Source organism: Chryseobacterium oryzae (genome assembly GCF_022811665.1).
Taxonomy (GTDB): Bacteria; Bacteroidota; Bacteroidia; order Flavobacteriales; family Weeksellaceae; genus Chryseobacterium; species Chryseobacterium oryzae.
The window spans coordinates 2,192,042-2,209,253 of record NZ_CP094529.1 but is presented as its reverse complement, the minus strand read 5'-3'; the positions used below and the strand labels follow the sequence as shown (position 1 = coordinate 2,209,253).

The following is a 17,212-nucleotide window of genomic DNA, read 5'->3' as shown; positions in this document are numbered from 1 at the left end:
TTATGAAATCAATCGAAAAATACTTGATGATAGGAATGGTTTCGCTTTGTTATTCATTGGCTTTTGGACAGTTCAATACTCTGACCAGAAAAGAAGAAAATTCCAATGAATTTAATACAGAAATGCGGACATTTCAGAAAGAAAACCCTGATTTGAAAAAGGAAAAAGACAATAAAAATTTCTTTAATAAACTTTTCAGTACTCCTACTAAATCGGATTTAAAAAAACAAACCAGAGGTTCGACGAAGTGGTTAACGAGTCAAATTGATTCTTTGAAAACGATGATGTTTGAATATAGCTTGTCAAAAAAAGAGCGTGAACTATTAAAGATAAAAACTAATAATGACTCTCTGACGATTAAAGAACAGTTCTATGAAAAGATTGAGAATGTAGAAAAACCGATTAAAAAATTCAGATTCATCAAGGAAGAGGATTTTGTATCAAGAATAAGTATGCCATTGGACAAAAGAATTATTGTTACTTCTCCATTTGGATGGCGGACGCATCCAATTTTCAGAACTGGAAAAATGCACAACGGAACTGATCTCAAAGCTAATTATGAAAACGTTTACGCAGTCTTAGATGGTGCTGTAATAGAATCAGGTAATTCAAGAAGTGGTGGAAAATATATTAAAGTCAGGCACTCTGCATCATTTGTAACCTCTTACTTGCATCTTTCAGAAATATATTACGAAACTGGAGAGCGTGTAAAAGCAGGATTTATTATTGCAAGAAGCGGAAATAGCGGAAATTCCACAGGTCCGCATTTACATTTTGCAGTTCAGGAAAACGGCAAATACATCAATCCAATTAGGTTTCTCAACGACCTTATTAATGCTAATAATCTAATTGCTGACAATTATGAAGCAGGAAAAAATAAACGCATACAACAATAAAATATTTACTATTATGAAAAATCACAATTTACCTACTGATGAACTTAAAAATTTTGGAATCATTAATGATGACCTTACATTTTCAAAAAAGTTGAGTCCGGATGATATCGAAAAATTTCTACAGGGATATACCATAGTTGCTGATAATGATAAGAACAGAGCTACGTTTCAGCTCAGTGAAGATAATACCAAGCTGAAAGTCATTTTTCTTGAACGAGACAAAAGCCTTAACAAAATCATTGAAAACAGTAAAGGCAGAGTTCAGTATACCGATGTTAAAGAACTTTCGGGTGATTATCCACTTATTGAAAAGAAAGCCTTCATCTTCGATAGTGAGACAGGAAAAGTGGTAGAATTCGATTTCATCAAAAATGCAACAGAGCTTACCGCCATCATTGCTGAAAAAAAAGAGCCGGAAGAACTCAACCGCTATAAAAATGAACTGTTCAAACTTAAAGGTTTTTTGCAGGACAAAGCAGATAAGTACCCCGAAATAGCCAAGGAAATCTCCATTGATATAAATGTTGTTTCCAGAGAGATAGATTCTGTGAACAGTATTTCAGCAGATCAAAAACAAATTTCGAAAGCTGGAAATTCAGATATTCAGTTGAATGTCAATGATCAGGATATATACGAAGATGCTAACAGAAATCGCCAAGATCAGGAAGAAGAACAAACCGACGAGCGTGAGAAAAATAGAGGATTCAGAAGGTAATATTTAAAATTAAATCACAAGTTGTGGAGAATGAATTGTCCTGGTTCGACAGAGTGATTACTATAAAGACCAAAGCTTACAAAGATTTTGCAAAAGAGGTAGAGAATACTTCTCCTGAAATATTTTACAGAGATGGAGAAAGGAAGTTTTCTGAGCGGGAGAAAAAGTTTATGCAGATTTATAAATCCACAGCAAGCCAAATGATTATAGGTTCTAATTATGCTGTAAATACAATCTTCAATACAGATACTGATACTTCTGTGAAAACTAATTTTAAAAGCTCAGCTGAAGTAGTACGCTTTATTGATAAACAAAAGACAGATGGAAGACTTTTAATCATAGAAGATAATATAGCGTTAAAAAAAGTAACCATCGATAACGAAGCTACAAAGCAATTATATCTTTCGGATTCCTGGGCAAAGGAATTGGAGGTAAGGACAGACTTAAGTTTAGGGATGACCACTTCAGAAATTGATGAAAGACAAGCAGATCATTACCGGAGATATGAATTTTACGAAAGAGAGAATGATGTAAAAGTTGGTAAAATATCTATCTATGATTACGATGGAGAAATCGCCGATGTGATGGATTATTCGTCTGAACAAACTTACTTAAATGCTTTGCAAAATGAGATAGATTCTAATATAGACGGCTTCAAATATGAGACTCTATTAAAAACTCCTGAGCTTATTAAAAAAGTTGATGATTTGATATATGATGCTTATGGAGAGGAGAATCCAAATTCTCTCGATTCATATAAAGAAAAATATAATGTCATCACAGATACTGATAGTCGTGGAAAATTAAAGGAACTAAAACAAGTAGATAAAAATCAACAAAATGCAAATCAAACATTTAATAACAATCAAAATCCAAAAATTATGGAAACACAAAAAGATTTCGACCAGGTAAAATACCTGAAAGACCAAATGAAATATCTTGGTTTTGGAGAAGATGAAAAACTCCACAAAGATTTAGAGAAAGGTATCAAAGGGAAAGCACAACAATTTGAAATCAAAACTTCTTCCGACAAGACTTTGCCCGAAAACAAGGTTGATTTTATATTAAAGTTTAGCAAAAGTGATCAGGGAGGCGTTTTCCTCAATTCTTACAATGCCAAATTGACCAATGATAATAATGAAGAAAAATCGCACAACTTTCCTGTAAGTCGGGAAAACTCCTTTACCGCAAAAGAAGCTGTAAACCTTTTGGAAGGACGAAGTGTCAAAATTGAATTTGTCAATCCTAAGAGCAATCAGACAGAACCAGCATTTGGTCAATTTAATTTTAATGAACCGAAGACGGATAAGGGTAATTACTATTTCCAGAATTTTTACAAAAATTATGGGGTTGATACAGCTAAGATTGTTGAAAAATCTAATCTGGTATTTGATAATCCGGAATGGAAAGAAAACAGTATAAAGTCTTTGGAAAAAGGAAATATTGTTAAAGTTAGGTTTAAAGAAAACGATCAGGTCGTAGAAGCAAAAGCTGTTCTGGATCCCCAGAATAGAAATCTTAAACTGTATGACAATGAGATGAACCGAATAAATACCAATAAACCTTTAGAAGGCTTGGAACAAGATAATAGTCACGATAAAGCCAATGTTCGTGAGCAGAGCATTAAGCGATAAAAATCTTTCTTACCTATAATAACTACAGGAAGCGGTAAGTCATCAAAAGATTTGCCGCTTTTTTAAATCCAATTGATATGAAAATTCAACTATTACTTTCATTTTTTATACTTCTTTTCGCACTAAACTCGTGTCAGAAAAATATCAAATCAGAGAAGGGAGGCATTGACCTAATCTCGAATGTCTATTTCGATGCGTCAAAGGGTTTGGATCAGATGCAGAGCTTTCATTTATCAAAGATGAACTATTCGCAAAATCAGTTCATCGAATTAGTGCCTGATCATAACTATTCAGAGGTCAACAAGCAGATATATTTCATCGAGGATTCAATATGTTATCCAATTGGAGCATCGGGAAGTAATGTCATATTAAAAGATATTTCCAAAAGACAAATTTCTCAATCGGTATGGGAAAAGAAAGAAGGAGCTGTCTTCTCAAAAGATTGGATTCCAAACTACAGAAACCGAAGAAATCTGTCTGATACTATGTTATTCAAAAAGAAATACAAACGCTTTGAAATCAACTCACCTTGGAATTATACCAGATTCTACATTTATCCAACAGATACCATTTTGCCCTATTCATTTTACAGACATGCTGAAAAAGACTATCACGGGAGACTTGAACGAATTGATTCTTATAATAAAAAGACAGATATTTTCGTAACACTTCAGCTATTACCAAGAAAAAGCTGGGATGATGAAGCTAAAGAGCTGTTTGAGTTTAATCACTTCGTAAAAAACAGAAAAAATAATTAATGGAAGGAGTAAATTCTTTAAAAGTTGCAGATGGGATTTCTATTGTCAATGGAACTAAGAATGAGGTAGTTGTTTTTGGAAAACAAACCGATATGCTTTCATTTCTGGAACTCTTAAAATTAAATAATCAAGTCAACAACAGAAGTCTTGTTACACTTAATTCTGCAAGTAATACAACAGAATTTCTAAATCAATACCAAAATTTTGACGGGAAAATATTTCTGTGTTTGGAAGGAGATAGGATAGGAGATGCCGCAACACTTAAAATCCAGATGGCATATAAAGAGAAGAATATTAAGGATATCCGTAAGATGTATGAGATTTCAGATGAAGGAAATATAGACTTGACTGAATATCTTAAAAACAAAATAAATCATCAGAATAAAAATAGTACTTTAGTTGAATCCAAAAATTCAGACAATGCAAACCTTAATGTTAGATCAGAAAGAATATCCAACACTCATTACCTGGGATCCGAAATTTCTGGACGAGATTCTGGTAGAACTTTGCAAAACAGCCAATCCAAGCAAAACAGAGATTACACTGGAGGAAAAACTGTCGGCAGCGCAAATGCTGGAAATGGATTTACAGGCTCAGAGTGGAGCGATTCAGGAAACGGAACAGGAAGATCTATTGACGGAACACAACCGCAAAATGTTGAAAAAAATGAAGACAAGCAAAAACGTTTGGGCAGAATCATATCCGGGAGAACTATATCCCTCGGAGACGAAGGAGAATTAGACAATTCTAAATATAATGAGGAATTAGAATTTCTCATTTCAAGATACAAAGGTCAAAAACTGACCAATGACCAAGTTGAAGAAGTGGTTTCTGCAGCTTGTTTTGTTTCTAAAGATAATAAAGTTATTATTCATCCGGCTGTGGACGTCACTGATGAATTAAAAAACATCTGTAATCAATATAAAAGCGGTGGTACTGCAAAAGAAGGTCGAGGAATTTTAGATGAGTACTACACGGATTCTAAGATTGTTGATACTATTCGCAGCCTAATCAAAGACCATTTCAAAAATCAAAAAGAAATTTCAGTTTTAGAACCTAGTATTGGAACTGGAAATTTTCTGTATGCTGTAAAAGACCTGGGCTTAAAAATCAATATTTCTGCTTTTGAGATTAATGAATCAACCGCTAAAATTTCTAAGATCCTTCATCCGGAAGCTGATGTAAACCTACGTTCATTTGAAACTGAATTTATTGACGAAAAAGGTTTTAAGCGAGAATCGAAAGAATTCGCTGAAAAGTATGATTTGGTAATTGGGAATCCTCCGTACGGAGAACACCGAGGTTTATACAAAGGGCTGGGAGAAGAACCCAAAATAAGCAAATACGAAGATTATTTTGTAAAGCGTTCTTTAGACTCATTAAAACCGAATGGAGTTTTGGCAATGGTGCTTCCTTCTGGTTGGCTCAATCGACAAAAGAAATTAGAGAATGCAGAATTTTCCAGTGCTTATCGTTTACCAACAGGTGCTTTCGCAGGAACGCAGATTGGAACCGATATCGTCATTCTGAAAAAAAGTTCACAAAAAATCACACAAGATGTTTCTGATTATTTCGAGAATAACCCTGAAAATATTCTGGGGGAAATTCGAGAGAAAAGTAATCGTTTTGGACGAATGGAAAATTATGTCCACGGTACTTTGGATGAAGCATTAGCCAGAATAGAACAACTCAGAACTAAAAAGCAAAACGAGCGCATTGGTAATTTGTTCGAAGATTTATTTTTCGATAATACGGAAACAGAAGTAAAAGAGGAAATTGCGATTAAAAAAGAGGTTTCAGTTCAAACTCCAGCTGAAAAGTATCTTTTCGAAGCTAAAGAAAAAATAGATGAAGTTCTTTCAACCTTTCAAGAAATTAAATTTAAATCCCCTGCTATTGTAAAAGAAATTGAGAAATATTTCGAGTTAAAAGAGCAAATCGATAAAGATATAAAATCATTTTCTGCAGAAATGCTAAAGGAGATTTGTGATAAATCTGAAAAGCTTATCCAATCCCAGAAGAAACTTGAATCCGAGTACAGAATTCAGACAAAACCTGAGATAAAAAAAGGTGTTTTAAAATATCTTTTTTCAAAGTCAGACGAAATTGTCAACACTTCATTACAAAACAGCTCAGATATTTCAGCAGAGCAAATCGCTGCTTTTCGTGATACAGATTATGATGGGACGTTGAATAATAGAGGTGAACACTATCAATTTGCCAATTTTATTGATGGGAAATGGGTGCACGATTTTTATTATGCTGAAGGAAATATCTATTCCAAGCTTGAACATTTGGAAAAAGACTTTGCAGATAAATATGCCATCGGTGGAACTGAAAACCAATATGAGAAGCAAAAGGAATTGCTCTTGAGTGTTCTTCCGACTCCCAAGTCTTTGGATGATATTTCTATCAGCCCTAATCACGAATTTGTACACCAATTTGCATTGGGACAAGTAGAGAAAGAAAAATATAATCATTCTACAAAGCAGGTTGAAACAGTTGTTTTTGATTATAATCTTGCAGAGAAGTTCAAAGATTTTGTTGGTAATTTATCCAGCGAAGCTTTTGCAGGTTCTTCAGCCTGGGAAGTTCGAAGTTACGTAGATAACGAAACGGTTACAGGGAGTGATAAAGAAAGGAATGCATTAGTCCGTGAAAGAAGGAAGGCTGCTGCCAATGACCTTTTTGAAAAGTTCATTCGTGAAGAACTATCAGACGAATTAAGAGAGCGTTTTATAAAAGAATTCAACAGAAATTATAATAATATCTACGTTCCGGACTATTCCAGATTTCCTCTATTTTCAAAAATTCATCTCAATTTTAAAGGGAGAGAACTTAGCCTTACCGAAGTACAAAAAGCAGGAATCGGAAGGCTGACGACAAAAGGAGTTGGCTTATTGGCACACGAAGTGGGTTTCGGAAAAACACTTTCCGGAATATTTTCTATGCACGAAGCGATGGAGCGTGGAAATTCTAAAAGGCCATTGATTGTAGTACCCAATGACAGTATTTTAAAACAATGGGTCGAAACAATATTTGAAACAATTCCGAACGCAAAAGTAAATGTCTTGGGAAATCTAGGAAAGGATTATGACCTTTCCCGATTTGTAAACAGAGATGGTGAAATCACAATTGTTACTTATGAGGGTTTTAATAATATCGGTTTCTCCGAAAATATTACCCAAGATTTGGCTTCAAAGTTTTCTTACATTTCAGAGAGTGAATTGCGTAGTGTTAATTCCATCAGCGAAAGAGATTTTCAAAAAGAATTAGAAAAAGAAAAAGAGCTGCAGGGAAAAATGAAGCGTGGCAAAATCTATGACTGGGAGGATTTTGGTTTTGATCATTTTACTTTTGATGAAGTTCATAATGCAAATCACATTGTTGGAAAGGTAAGAATTGAGGATCGAAGATTTGCTTCTGATTTTAGAAGTCAAAATCAACAGACTTCCAGATTAGGAATTAATACCTGGATGGCATCTCAATATATTCAGGATAAATATGATGGTAGAAATGTTACGCTTCTTTCAGCAACACCTTTTACCAATAAACCTCTGGAGTATTATTCGATATTATCCTTAATTGCGAATAAGCGTCTTGAAGAATCAGGGTACTTCAATGTCAATACCTTTTTTGAAACCTTTATGGAGGCAGATAATGATATGGAAATTGATGCGAAAGGAGATGTAAAGTTCAAGGCTAATGTTCGGAGGTTTAAAAATAATTCTTTGTTTCAACAGCTCCTATCTGAGTTTATTGATATTAAAGGAGAAGAAGATAATCCTGAATTAATCCGTCCAACCAAGATTAATAAAGAATATAAAATTGAGCAGAATGACTTAACTAAGGAACAATATGATTTACTCACAGAGAATTTCGACGATTCTCAAAAGGGAGCAATTCTTACTCATATTCTCAATGCTCGACTTATCGCTATTTCTCCTTATCTGTCTCCTTATTATGACGGAGAATTCCCTTCAGTAAAAGAATTTATTGAGAATTCCCCTAAGCTGATAGAGACGATGAAACTGATACAACAAAATAAGAAAGATATGCCTGATTTTGGTCAAATCATATATTCAGAATTAGCAGTTTCAGAATTTCCGAAAATAAAAGATTATCTCATTACGGAAGTTGGTTATAAACCTGAAGAAATTGGCGTCATTACAGGGGCAACAAGCAAACCGAACAGACTGAAAATTCAGGATGATTTTAATTCCGGGAAAGTCAAAATTATTCTCGGCAGCGAAGGTATTCAGGAGGGGATGAATCTTCAGCAAAATACCACGGATTTATATATGCTTTCCCTTCCTTATAATTTTACCACTCTACGACAGGTCGAAGGCCGTGCCTGGAGACAGGGAAACAGGCACGAAAATGTGAGGGTCAATTTTATGCTTACCAATGATAGCATCGATGTGTTTATGCTTCAGAAGCTTCAATCAAAACAAGCAAGATATTTGGAAGCAATGAAAAAAGGAGCCAATGTTTTGGATATTTCTGATATCAGTACACAGGAACTTAAAACATCCATCATAACCAATCCTGAAACAAGAGCAAATATTGAAATTGAACTGCTAAAAAGAAAGATTGAAAGTGAGAAAAATAAGCACCTGGCTGATAGTGCATTTGTTCTGCGGAAATATGAGAATTTTTTAAAAGTACAGGAGATGGTTACTAAAGCTCAACATTCTTATAACAGGATTTTGGGATATTCAAATGATGAAGGTGAAAATTCGGGATATTGGAAAAACCAACTTTTTTCTTACCAGAAAACTATTGACTTGGCTAAAGCTGAAGTTCAGAAAACTATCGAATACTTAGCTGAAAAAGGTGTGAATGTTTCAGAAATAGAATTTCAAACTATGACCACCAATGACAGGATTGATGAACTAGACAAAAAGTTGGAAGAGCTCCCAGCTATTAAGACACAGCTGATTACTAAGTACAAAATTGAAAAGGAGAAAAGACAAGAACTGAGTCAAAATAGAGATAATGTAAAGGAGAGGATGGATGAAAATTTTAAGCTCTTTGCACATAAAAATAGAAAACTTAATAATGATGCTTCAATCGACATCAAAGTTGTTGCTAGGCAAACAGCAGATAGTGAAATAGGAGATCAACCTATAAATGTTTTACGAAAGAGATAGAAGAGACATCACATGAAAATCAAATCAATATTGTCGAAGAATTCTTTTTTATACCAGACAAATCTTAAATAGCCCTTACTCACTTGTAGAGGGCTTTTTTCTGCGAATTAATTACGAATTTTATTCAAACTTCAAGATAGAGGATGAAATTATATCTCCTCGGTATTCAAATTTTTTAAATGTCCAAAGCAAAAAAAAATAAACGGCCGTCTGCCAATGCTTCAAATTTATTTGAGGTAGAGTCGATTATTAATTTTAAAGAAATGCCTTTGGAGGTTGCTATTAAAATGCTCAAAGCTTCAGAAATTTTTGTTTCGGAGGAAGAAGCTTCCGAGATATTATCACTTTTACATACTCTTGCTAAAGTTACGATCAAAGAGTTTCTTTTAAATAACGATTAATTTCTTATTTTAGTGATTCATAATTACTTAGTTTAACAACTTTGTAAGTTTTATATTATGCTTTATTTCCAATTTAAATTAAATGAATATGAAAATTGCTGATTTATATATACGTGTATCAACAGACGAACAAGCTGATAAAGGATATTCTCAGCGTGATCAAGAGGAAAGATTGAGAAAACATTGTAGTTCTTTGAATATAGCTATAGGTAATGTAATTTATGAAGATCACTCAGCTAAAACATTTGAAAGACCTGAATGGAAAAAGTATATGTATGGATTTAGAAGGTTAAGGAACATTAAAGAAGGAAGACTGTTATTATTCACAAAGTGGGATCGTTTCAGTCGTAATACGAGTGAAGCCTATCAGATGATTTCCAATTTAAACAAGCTAAATATTACTCCACAAGCTATTGAACAACCGCTTGATCTGAGAGTGCCGGAAAATAAACTTTTGCTTGCGATTTATTTGTCTACTCCCGAAGTGGAAAATGATCGTAGGGCAATGAATGTGACTTATGGAATGAGAAGAGCTATCAGAGAAGGGCGGATGATGGGAATAGCTCCGTATGGATATATTAATAGAAGTAAAGAGGACGGGAGAAAATATGTTGCAGTCAAAGAACCTGAAGCATCAAATATAATTTGGGCTTTTAAACAGGTAGCCAAAGGACATCTTCCTACTGCTGTGGTTCTTAAAGAAATGAATAAACGTGAAGGAAGGAAACTTACAAAAAATTCGTTTATGGAAGCTTTAAGAAATATAGTATATACAGGCAAACTTTTGTTAAAAGCTTATAATGATGAAGAAGAGAGAATAATTGAGGGAAAGCACGATGCTTTAATCTCAGAGGATTTATTCTTGAAGGTACAAAGCATTCTATTTAGAAAAAGTAATCAAGATGACTTTTTACCTGCTGGTCGTATAATAAATGAGGAACGCTATCCTTTGAGAGGACTTTTACTATGTCCAAAGTGTAATAAAAACTTGACAGCCAGCAGTGCAAAGGGAAGAAGTAAACATTATTATTACTACCATTGTACAGTTGATTGTGGTTTTAGACACAATTCTGAAATTGTCAATGATTTATTTGTGGAAGAACTTTCAAAATTCACCTTTAACAATGGTGCAGCAAAAATATTGAAAGCAATATTTGTTCAAAATTTTGCAGTTGCGTCAAATAGCGTTGGTGATGAACGCAAAGTACTTCAAAATAAGCTTACTGGAATAGAGCAAAGAATTGAAAAAGCACGAGATATGTTCATTGAAGATAAATTAGATGAAGAAGATTTTAGAAGCATAAAAAATAAATACAAAATTGAAATAGAAAATCTGAAGGTTAAGTTAAATGCTTTAAAGAGTTCAGCTGAAAATAATAATTTTGAACAAAGGATAAATAAAGCACTTGATTCCATTATAAATATTTCTGAAAGATATAAAAATGCGAACACAATGGATAAAAGGGCTATTGTTGGTTTGATATATCCTGAAAAGTTAATCTTTGATGGAGAGAATTTTCAAACCACAAAAATCAATAGTTTTGCTAATAGTATCTTTTTGATTAAGAAGGAGTTAGGGAATAAAAAAAACCGACAAAGAAGTGAATTATCTTCTAATGTCGGTCTTGTGACCTCGACAGGATTCAAACCTGTAACCTTCTGAGCCGTAATCAGATGCGCTATTCAGTTGCGCCACGAGGCCTTGTTTAAAGGTTTGCAAATATAATACTTTTTTCTTTTCTTTGAAAGATGAAAGCCAAAATTTTACTTCTATTTACCATATTTACATTAATTGCCTGTAAAAGAGAAACAAAAAATGATTCTTTTGAAACGGTTTCGGTCTCTAAGCTAGTAGAATTACGGGATGATAAAAATTCTTTTCACCTTAAATCGGGTAATTTTAATTATTCCATTGAGAAAAATGTTCTGCCTTTTAAAAGAATTGTTTTGCTCAGCGCAAGTATGTCGGGATATATTGGCGAGCTGAATGCTGAAAATTTAATTATTGGAGTTTCCAGCCCGGAATATATTTATTCTGAGAAAATAGGTAACTTAATACAGCAGAAGAAAATTCATAATGTCGGAAGTGAACAGAAATATGATATAGAAAAAATTATTTCTCTGAAACCAGATGCTGTTTTTACGAACTATATCGCAAATTTTCAGAATACTTATGAGGTATTAAAAAATAACGGAATTAAAGTTATTTTTCTTGATGAATTTAACGAAGAAAATCCTTTAGAAAAAGCTGCTTACATCAAAGTATTTGGTAAGCTGCTTGGAAAAGAGGAATTGGCAGAGTCTAAATTTAAAGAGATTGAAAAAAATTATAATACTTTAAAAACATTGGCTTCGAAAGCGCCCAACAGTCCAGGGGTTTTAGCAAACGAAATGTATGGTGACATTTGGTATCTTCCGGGAGGTAATACTTCTTTTGCAAAACTTGTTTCAGATGCTCATGGAGATTATATTTTGAAGGATAATTCCGACACAAAAGCGGTAACAATGAATTTTGAAGAAGTTTTTTCAAAATCAAAAAATATTCAGTTTTGGCTGAATGTAGGAAATCACCAATCCAAAAAAGAATTGCTGACTGTAAATCCGTTTTATGCTAAGCTTAATGTCTTCAATCATGGTAAAATGTACAGTATGGTAGGGAAAGAGAAAGGTAAAGCCAACGATTTTTTCGAAAGTGGAATCGTACGTTGTGATGTTGTTTTAAAGGATTATATAAAAATCTTACATCCCGAATTATTGCCAGATTACCAACTCACTTTTATGAAGGAATTAAAGTAACTCGCAGTATTTTTATATTTTTGCAGTAAGTTTTGTGCTTATGTGGAAAAAAATAAAGCAGGTTATATTCATCATCCTTTTGTTGAATGTGTTTTTCATTATTTGGGGGAGATTTTTTAATCCACCCATTACTTTTACTCAAATCGGGGGTATTTTAAGCTACGGCAAACTTCAGCGCGACTACATTTCTTACGATGAGATGGGGAATAATGTTAAAAAAGCAGTAATAGCCTCAGAAGATCAAAAGTTTTTTTCTCATAACGGCTTCGATTATACCGCGATCGAAAAAGCCATGAAATACAACGAAAAAGGCACGAAAATTAGAGGAGGAAGCACCATTTCTCAGCAAACTGCCAAAAATGTATTTCTTTGGCAGGGTAGAAGCTGGATTAGAAAAGGGCTGGAAGCGATTTATACATTTATTATCGAAAAAGTATGGAGTAAAGATATTATTCTGGAAAGATATCTGAATTCCATTGAAATGGGACAAGGGGTTTTTGGAGTTGAAGCAGCCTCCAAATATTATTTTGGAAAATCCTCAAAAGATCTAAGTACTTCGGATGCAGCATGGATTGCTGCCGTCTTGCCCAATCCTAAAAAATACGATCCTAAAAATCCTTCTCCTTATCTCAGAAAAAAACATGCGTGGATTATGAGACAAATGAGGAATGTAAGTCTGAAATAGTATCTTTGCACCAATGAAATTCCTTAGTTCAAATAACGGAAACTTTAAATCTATTCTTAAGAAATATTTTTCTTTTAAGAATGAAACTGCTTCATTGGAACCTTTAGCCGAGTTTTTGGAAGCGGTAAAAAAGGCAGATTTTACCGATGTTCTCAATTTTTTCAAGCAAAACCAGAATTTTGCAGATAACTTCAGTTATTATCTCTACGGAATTTTTTCTGAAAGACCATTCAATCTTTCCTTAACGGAAGCCAGTATTCTCTCGGAGAATGCTTTTTTTCCGGAATTGAAGAAAAGAATTTTAAATAAAATTTTACCTCCTGTAGAAAACGAAAATACAGTTTGGTATCTTATCGACAACGTAAGTTTCAGACCCAAAAAAGATTTGGAATATTTCCAAAATCTGCCTGAAAACGAAGTAGATGAAATGATGCAAATCTTAGGAATTTCAGGATTTATAAGAAATACTAAGGTAAAAGAAGAACTTGTGTTTTCTATGAATATTCTTTCTTGGCGCGTTACAGGGATGGCTCTAGAAGTGGATGTGGTAAGAATGGCTCCCGAATACAGAAATTTCGACAATCCGTTTTTAGCTTTACAAAATGAGTTGGAAGCTTTTGCGGAGGAGTTTAAAATAAACCCTGAAATTCAGCTTAATTCTAAAGACGAAAGATATAAACAGATTAAAATTTATCTACAGCAATGTCAGGATTTTGTTAGCATTGCCTTCAAAAACTCTTCAAAATACGGAATTTCAGGAAAAATTAATCAGTCTTTACTGAAAATCAGACAGCAAATTAAACGTATTTCAGAAATTCTCAATCTCTTGGTAATCGACAATGAACAGGATGTGGTTCTGAAGTCTAAACTATTGATTTTTAATATCCTAAGGTACAAATCTTCTAAAAATAATATTTCAGACCTTTTTAATGACAGTACAAGACTTCTGTCTCACCTAATTACCAATCATACTGCCGAAACCGGAACGCATTATATTACTTCGAACCGTAAACAGTACATGAAAATGTTTTACAAAGCGAGTGGGGGCGGAATTATTGTTGGTGCACTCTGCGTTCTGAAAATGTTATACGGTTTTATGCCGGGAAGCGATTTCTTTCATGCATTTTTGTATTCCCTCAATTATGCAATGGGATTTGTGATGATTTATTTAATGGGTTATACTTTGGCAACTAAACAACCTGCAATGACGGCTGCTACAATGACGAAAGTTTTGTCTGAACAGGAAAGATCCGACAGTAATTACACAGAATTTGCAGATTTGGTTTCCAAACTTTTCAGAAGTCAGTTTATTGCTTTTGTCGGGAACGTTTTACTTGCTTTCCCGATTGCGATAGCGATTATTTATGGTTTGGACGTATTTTTCTCGCAAAATCTTGCGGTAGAAAAATCCGATAAGCTTTTGAAGGATTTAGATCCTTTTAAATCTAAAGCTATTCTTCATGCATGTATTGCTGGGTTTTATCTGTTTATTTCGGGGATTATTTCGGGGAATATCGGGAACAATTCGGTGTTTTTTCAGATACCGGACAGAATTGCTAAAAACCAGTCTATAAAAAGAGTTTTTGGTGACCGATTTGCACAAAGTTTATCTAAATATTACTCGAAAAACTGGCCAGGAATTGTTTCTAACTTTTGGTTTGGTGTTTTTCTTGGAGCAACTGCACCGATAGGTTTGTTTTTTGGTTTAGATTTGGATATTCGCCACATTACTTTTGCGGCAGGAAACTTTGCTTTAGGATTGTATGGAAAAGATTTTAGTGTAGATTCTTACACATTTTGGATTTCCTTACTTACTGTTTTCCTGATTGGTTTTTTCAACTTTCTTGTAAGTTTCAGTCTTTCGATGTTTTTGGCATTTCGTTCCAGAAAAATGAATTTTGGGGAAGTAAGAGAAATTTACAAGGCTATTTTTCAGTATTTTTTAAGAAATCCGCTGAAGTTTTTCTTTCCTTTACGTTCCAGTTTCGATTCTAAAGTAAATGCGATGGTTAAAAGCCAGACTCCTATAAAACAAGAAGATCAGTAAATTTTTCTTCACCGAATTTATCCTGAAATTTTTTCAGATAAAAGCTTTTTCGCATTTTGAAATCATTTTTCAGCAATGGCGAATTAATTTTAATCTGAATGATTTTTTGATGAAGATTTACACTTTCAATTTCCATGAAAAGAGATTCGTCCAGATAGTCTTCAAGGAAATCTTTAATTTCGAAAGCAGTCAGTTTATCTTCAAAACCATGAATTCTGGCAAAAGATTTTACGAGTTCAGAACTTTGAAACTCACGTTTTTTATTTTTCTTCATTTAGATTAAATTTCAAAAATGATGCTTTCTTCGTTTATCTTTTTCACCACATTTTCTGTTCTCTCTCTGTGAGTGTCTGTTATAAAAATCTGTCCGAAATTTTCCTGATTGACCAGCTTTATCAACTGTGCAACACGGGTATCGTCTAGTTTGTCGAAAATATCGTCCAGCAAAAGAATAGGTGTTTTATGAGTAAGTTCTTTCACCAAACTCATTTGAGCCAGTTTTAAAGAAATTAAAAATGATTTTTGCTGTCCCTGAGAACCTGTTTTTTTTAATAAAACAGAATCCATTTCAAACAAAAGGTCGTCTTTATGAATTCCTTTTGATGTGTAAGTAAGCATTCTGTCGCGATCCACATTTTCCTGAAGGAGATTGATAAAATAATCATAAAGAAGATGAGAATCATAGACTACAGAAACCGCTTCTTTTCCTCCCGATATAATTTCGTAAAAGTTCTGCACGATAGGATTGAGCTTTTCTACAAAATTCTTTCTTTTTTCGAAAATTAGAGTTCCTAATTTTGTAATTGGATCATCATAAATTTCCAGAGAATCTTTGTCCCAAGTTCTGTTTTTGGCAAAATATTTTAGAAGAGCATTTCGTTGCTGAACGGTTTTCTGATATTGCATTAAGCCAAAAAGATATTCGGAATCGGTTTGCGAAATCATCGAATCCAGAAATTTTCTTCTGCTTTCACCAGAATCCGAAATGAGATTAGAATCGTAAGGGGAAATCATTACGCTGGGCAAATATCCTATATGATCGGCTAATCTTTCGTAGGTTTTATCATTCTTTTTGATGATTTTTTTGGTGTCTTTTGGTTGGGATATTTTGATGATATCTTCGTTTTCTTCATTTTGAATTTCAGCATTAATCGTAAAGAAATCTTCGCCTTTTTTAATGTTGTTAAAATCGGTATTTCCCAGAAAACTTTTCCCAACAGAAAGGTAATGCAAAGCATCCAGAATATTGGTTTTTCCCGCACCGTTATTGCCTACAAAACAGTTGATTTGTGGAGAAAATTCAAAAACCTTTTCAGAATGATTTTTAAAATTGTACAACGAAAGTTTTTTGATATTCATTTGTCAAAAATACTTTATTATTCCTAAAAATAAAAAAGGAAGTATCGAACAAGTTTCTACACCCCATGAAAAATAAGCATCATTATTTTCATTCTCAGAAAAATAAATAAGAATAAAAGTGATGATAGAGGTTATGTAAAAGCTTAATGCAAATTCAGATTTCAAATAAAAAATTGATAAAATACAGGCAAAAAATACCAGCAAATAGGCAAAATATTTGGTGTTCTGTACTCCAATCAGTTTAGGGAATGTTTGGATGGTGTCATTTTTCATGTCTCGAATATCAAAAGGTAAAACCAGTGCGGTAATGAAGAAAAAACTAATGAAAAATATGGGGAAATTAAACTGCGGTAAAGTAAGCCAGCAATTTACAAGTCCCCAAACCAAACCGACATAGAAAACTTTTAAAAAAGGGATTTTACGGATGTAATTTTCCAAGAAAAAACTGTTGTAGAGTAAGCCTAAAATTACAATAATTAACCATTTCAGCAGACGTATTTCATTATGGTTGAAAATAATTAAAATTGCAGAAATAATTCCGGCAAAAACATTGAGAATGAGAATGCGGTAAAAATATTTCGTTTTTTGATACTTGGTGTAAAGGTAACCACTGAAATAGGTGATGAAAATTAGAAAAAACGTAGGATAACGGAATGTATTTTGCTCAATCATGAAAAAAACTGCAAAAAAGGTTCCCATTAAAGAGACGTATATTTGGCTGTCTATAACCGATTTTTTCAGTAATTTTAAGCAATTCATTCAGTAAAA

Annotated in this window: 13 protein-coding genes and 1 tRNA gene; 10 read left to right on the top strand and 4 right to left on the bottom strand. The window is 33.4% G+C overall.

Going from position 1 to position 17,212, the window contains the following annotated elements; genetic code table 11:
• Positions 1–2: 2 nt before the first annotated feature.
• From MTP08_RS10085 to MTP08_RS10055, 7 genes are all read left to right on the top strand, one after another.
• Positions 3–896, top strand: coding sequence for a M23 family metallopeptidase (locus MTP08_RS10085; RefSeq protein WP_229048560.1), 894 nt, complete (start codon positions 3–5; stop codon positions 894–896).
• 13 nt (positions 897–909) lie between these two features.
• Complete coding sequence (locus tag MTP08_RS10080; RefSeq protein ID WP_229048559.1) at positions 910–1,611, top strand: hypothetical protein; 702 nt, start codon at positions 910–912, stop codon at positions 1,609–1,611.
• Between the two features lie 23 nt (positions 1,612–1,634).
• The gene (locus MTP08_RS10075; protein WP_229048558.1) at positions 1,635–3,245 is read left to right on the top strand and encodes a hypothetical protein; all 1,611 of its coding nucleotides are present in this window, start codon (positions 1,635–1,637) and stop codon (positions 3,243–3,245) included.
• Between the two features lie 239 nt (positions 3,246–3,484).
• On the top strand, positions 3,485–4,003 hold the full coding sequence (locus MTP08_RS10070) for a hypothetical protein (RefSeq protein ID WP_243575914.1): 519 nt from the start codon (positions 3,485–3,487) through the stop codon (positions 4,001–4,003).
• The gene (locus MTP08_RS10065) at positions 4,003–9,156 is read left to right on the top strand and encodes an Eco57I restriction-modification methylase domain-containing protein (protein ID WP_229048556.1); all 5,154 of its coding nucleotides are present in this window, start codon (positions 4,003–4,005) and stop codon (positions 9,154–9,156) included. The genes MTP08_RS10070 and MTP08_RS10065 overlap by 1 nt, the downstream gene beginning before the upstream one ends.
• 179 nt (positions 9,157–9,335) lie before the next feature.
• Entirely contained in the window at positions 9,336–9,557 is a 222-nt protein-coding gene (locus MTP08_RS10060) for a hypothetical protein (protein ID WP_065720727.1), read from the top strand.
• 88 nt (positions 9,558–9,645) lie between these two features.
• The gene (locus MTP08_RS10055; RefSeq protein WP_165601786.1) at positions 9,646–11,220 is read left to right on the top strand and encodes a recombinase family protein; all 1,575 of its coding nucleotides are present in this window, start codon (positions 9,646–9,648) and stop codon (positions 11,218–11,220) included.
• Here the strand turns inward: MTP08_RS10055 and MTP08_RS10050 are convergent.
• Positions 11,186–11,259: transfer RNA gene (locus MTP08_RS10050), tRNA-Arg, on the bottom strand. The two genes, MTP08_RS10055 and MTP08_RS10050, sit on opposite strands and share 35 nt — an antisense overlap.
• A 47-nt stretch (positions 11,260–11,306) precedes the next feature.
• On the opposite strand from MTP08_RS10050, the gene MTP08_RS10045 reads away from it, so the two are divergent.
• Genes MTP08_RS10045 through MTP08_RS10035 form a run of 3 tightly spaced genes read left to right on the top strand, consistent with a single transcriptional unit; the run spans position 11,307 to position 15,085 of the window.
• Positions 11,307–12,353: an ABC transporter substrate-binding protein gene (locus MTP08_RS10045; RefSeq protein WP_243575913.1), complete on the top strand. Its 1,047-nt coding sequence runs from the start codon at positions 11,307–11,309 to the stop codon at positions 12,351–12,353.
• A gap of 40 nt (positions 12,354–12,393) precedes the next feature.
• Positions 12,394–13,038 carry a monofunctional biosynthetic peptidoglycan transglycosylase gene (gene mtgA / locus MTP08_RS10040; protein WP_243575912.1) on the top strand — a complete coding sequence of 215 codons (645 nt, stop codon included), beginning with the start codon at positions 12,394–12,396 and terminating at the stop codon, positions 13,036–13,038.
• 13 nt (positions 13,039–13,051) lie between these two features.
• Positions 13,052–15,085 carry a recombinase gene (locus MTP08_RS10035; RefSeq protein ID WP_394803717.1) on the top strand — a complete coding sequence of 678 codons (2,034 nt, stop codon included), beginning with the start codon at positions 13,052–13,054 and terminating at the stop codon, positions 15,083–15,085.
• On the opposite strand, the gene MTP08_RS10030 is transcribed toward MTP08_RS10035, so the two are convergent.
• From MTP08_RS10030 to MTP08_RS10020, 3 genes are read right to left on the bottom strand one after another with little or no spacing between them, the layout of a single operon-like run.
• Positions 15,063–15,359, bottom strand: coding sequence for a hypothetical protein (locus tag MTP08_RS10030; protein WP_209390126.1), 297 nt, complete (start codon positions 15,357–15,359; stop codon positions 15,063–15,065). The genes MTP08_RS10035 and MTP08_RS10030 overlap by 23 nt on opposite strands.
• Positions 15,360–15,364: 5 nt before the next feature.
• Positions 15,365–16,444, bottom strand: coding sequence for a DNA replication/repair protein RecF (gene recF / locus MTP08_RS10025; protein WP_243575911.1), 1,080 nt, complete (start codon positions 16,442–16,444; stop codon positions 15,365–15,367).
• A 3-nt stretch (positions 16,445–16,447) separates the two neighbouring features.
• A complete protein-coding gene (locus MTP08_RS10020) occupies positions 16,448–17,203 on the bottom strand; it encodes a UbiA prenyltransferase family protein (RefSeq protein WP_243575910.1) in 756 nt (251 codons plus the stop codon).
• Between the last annotated feature and the right edge of the window lie 9 nt (positions 17,204–17,212).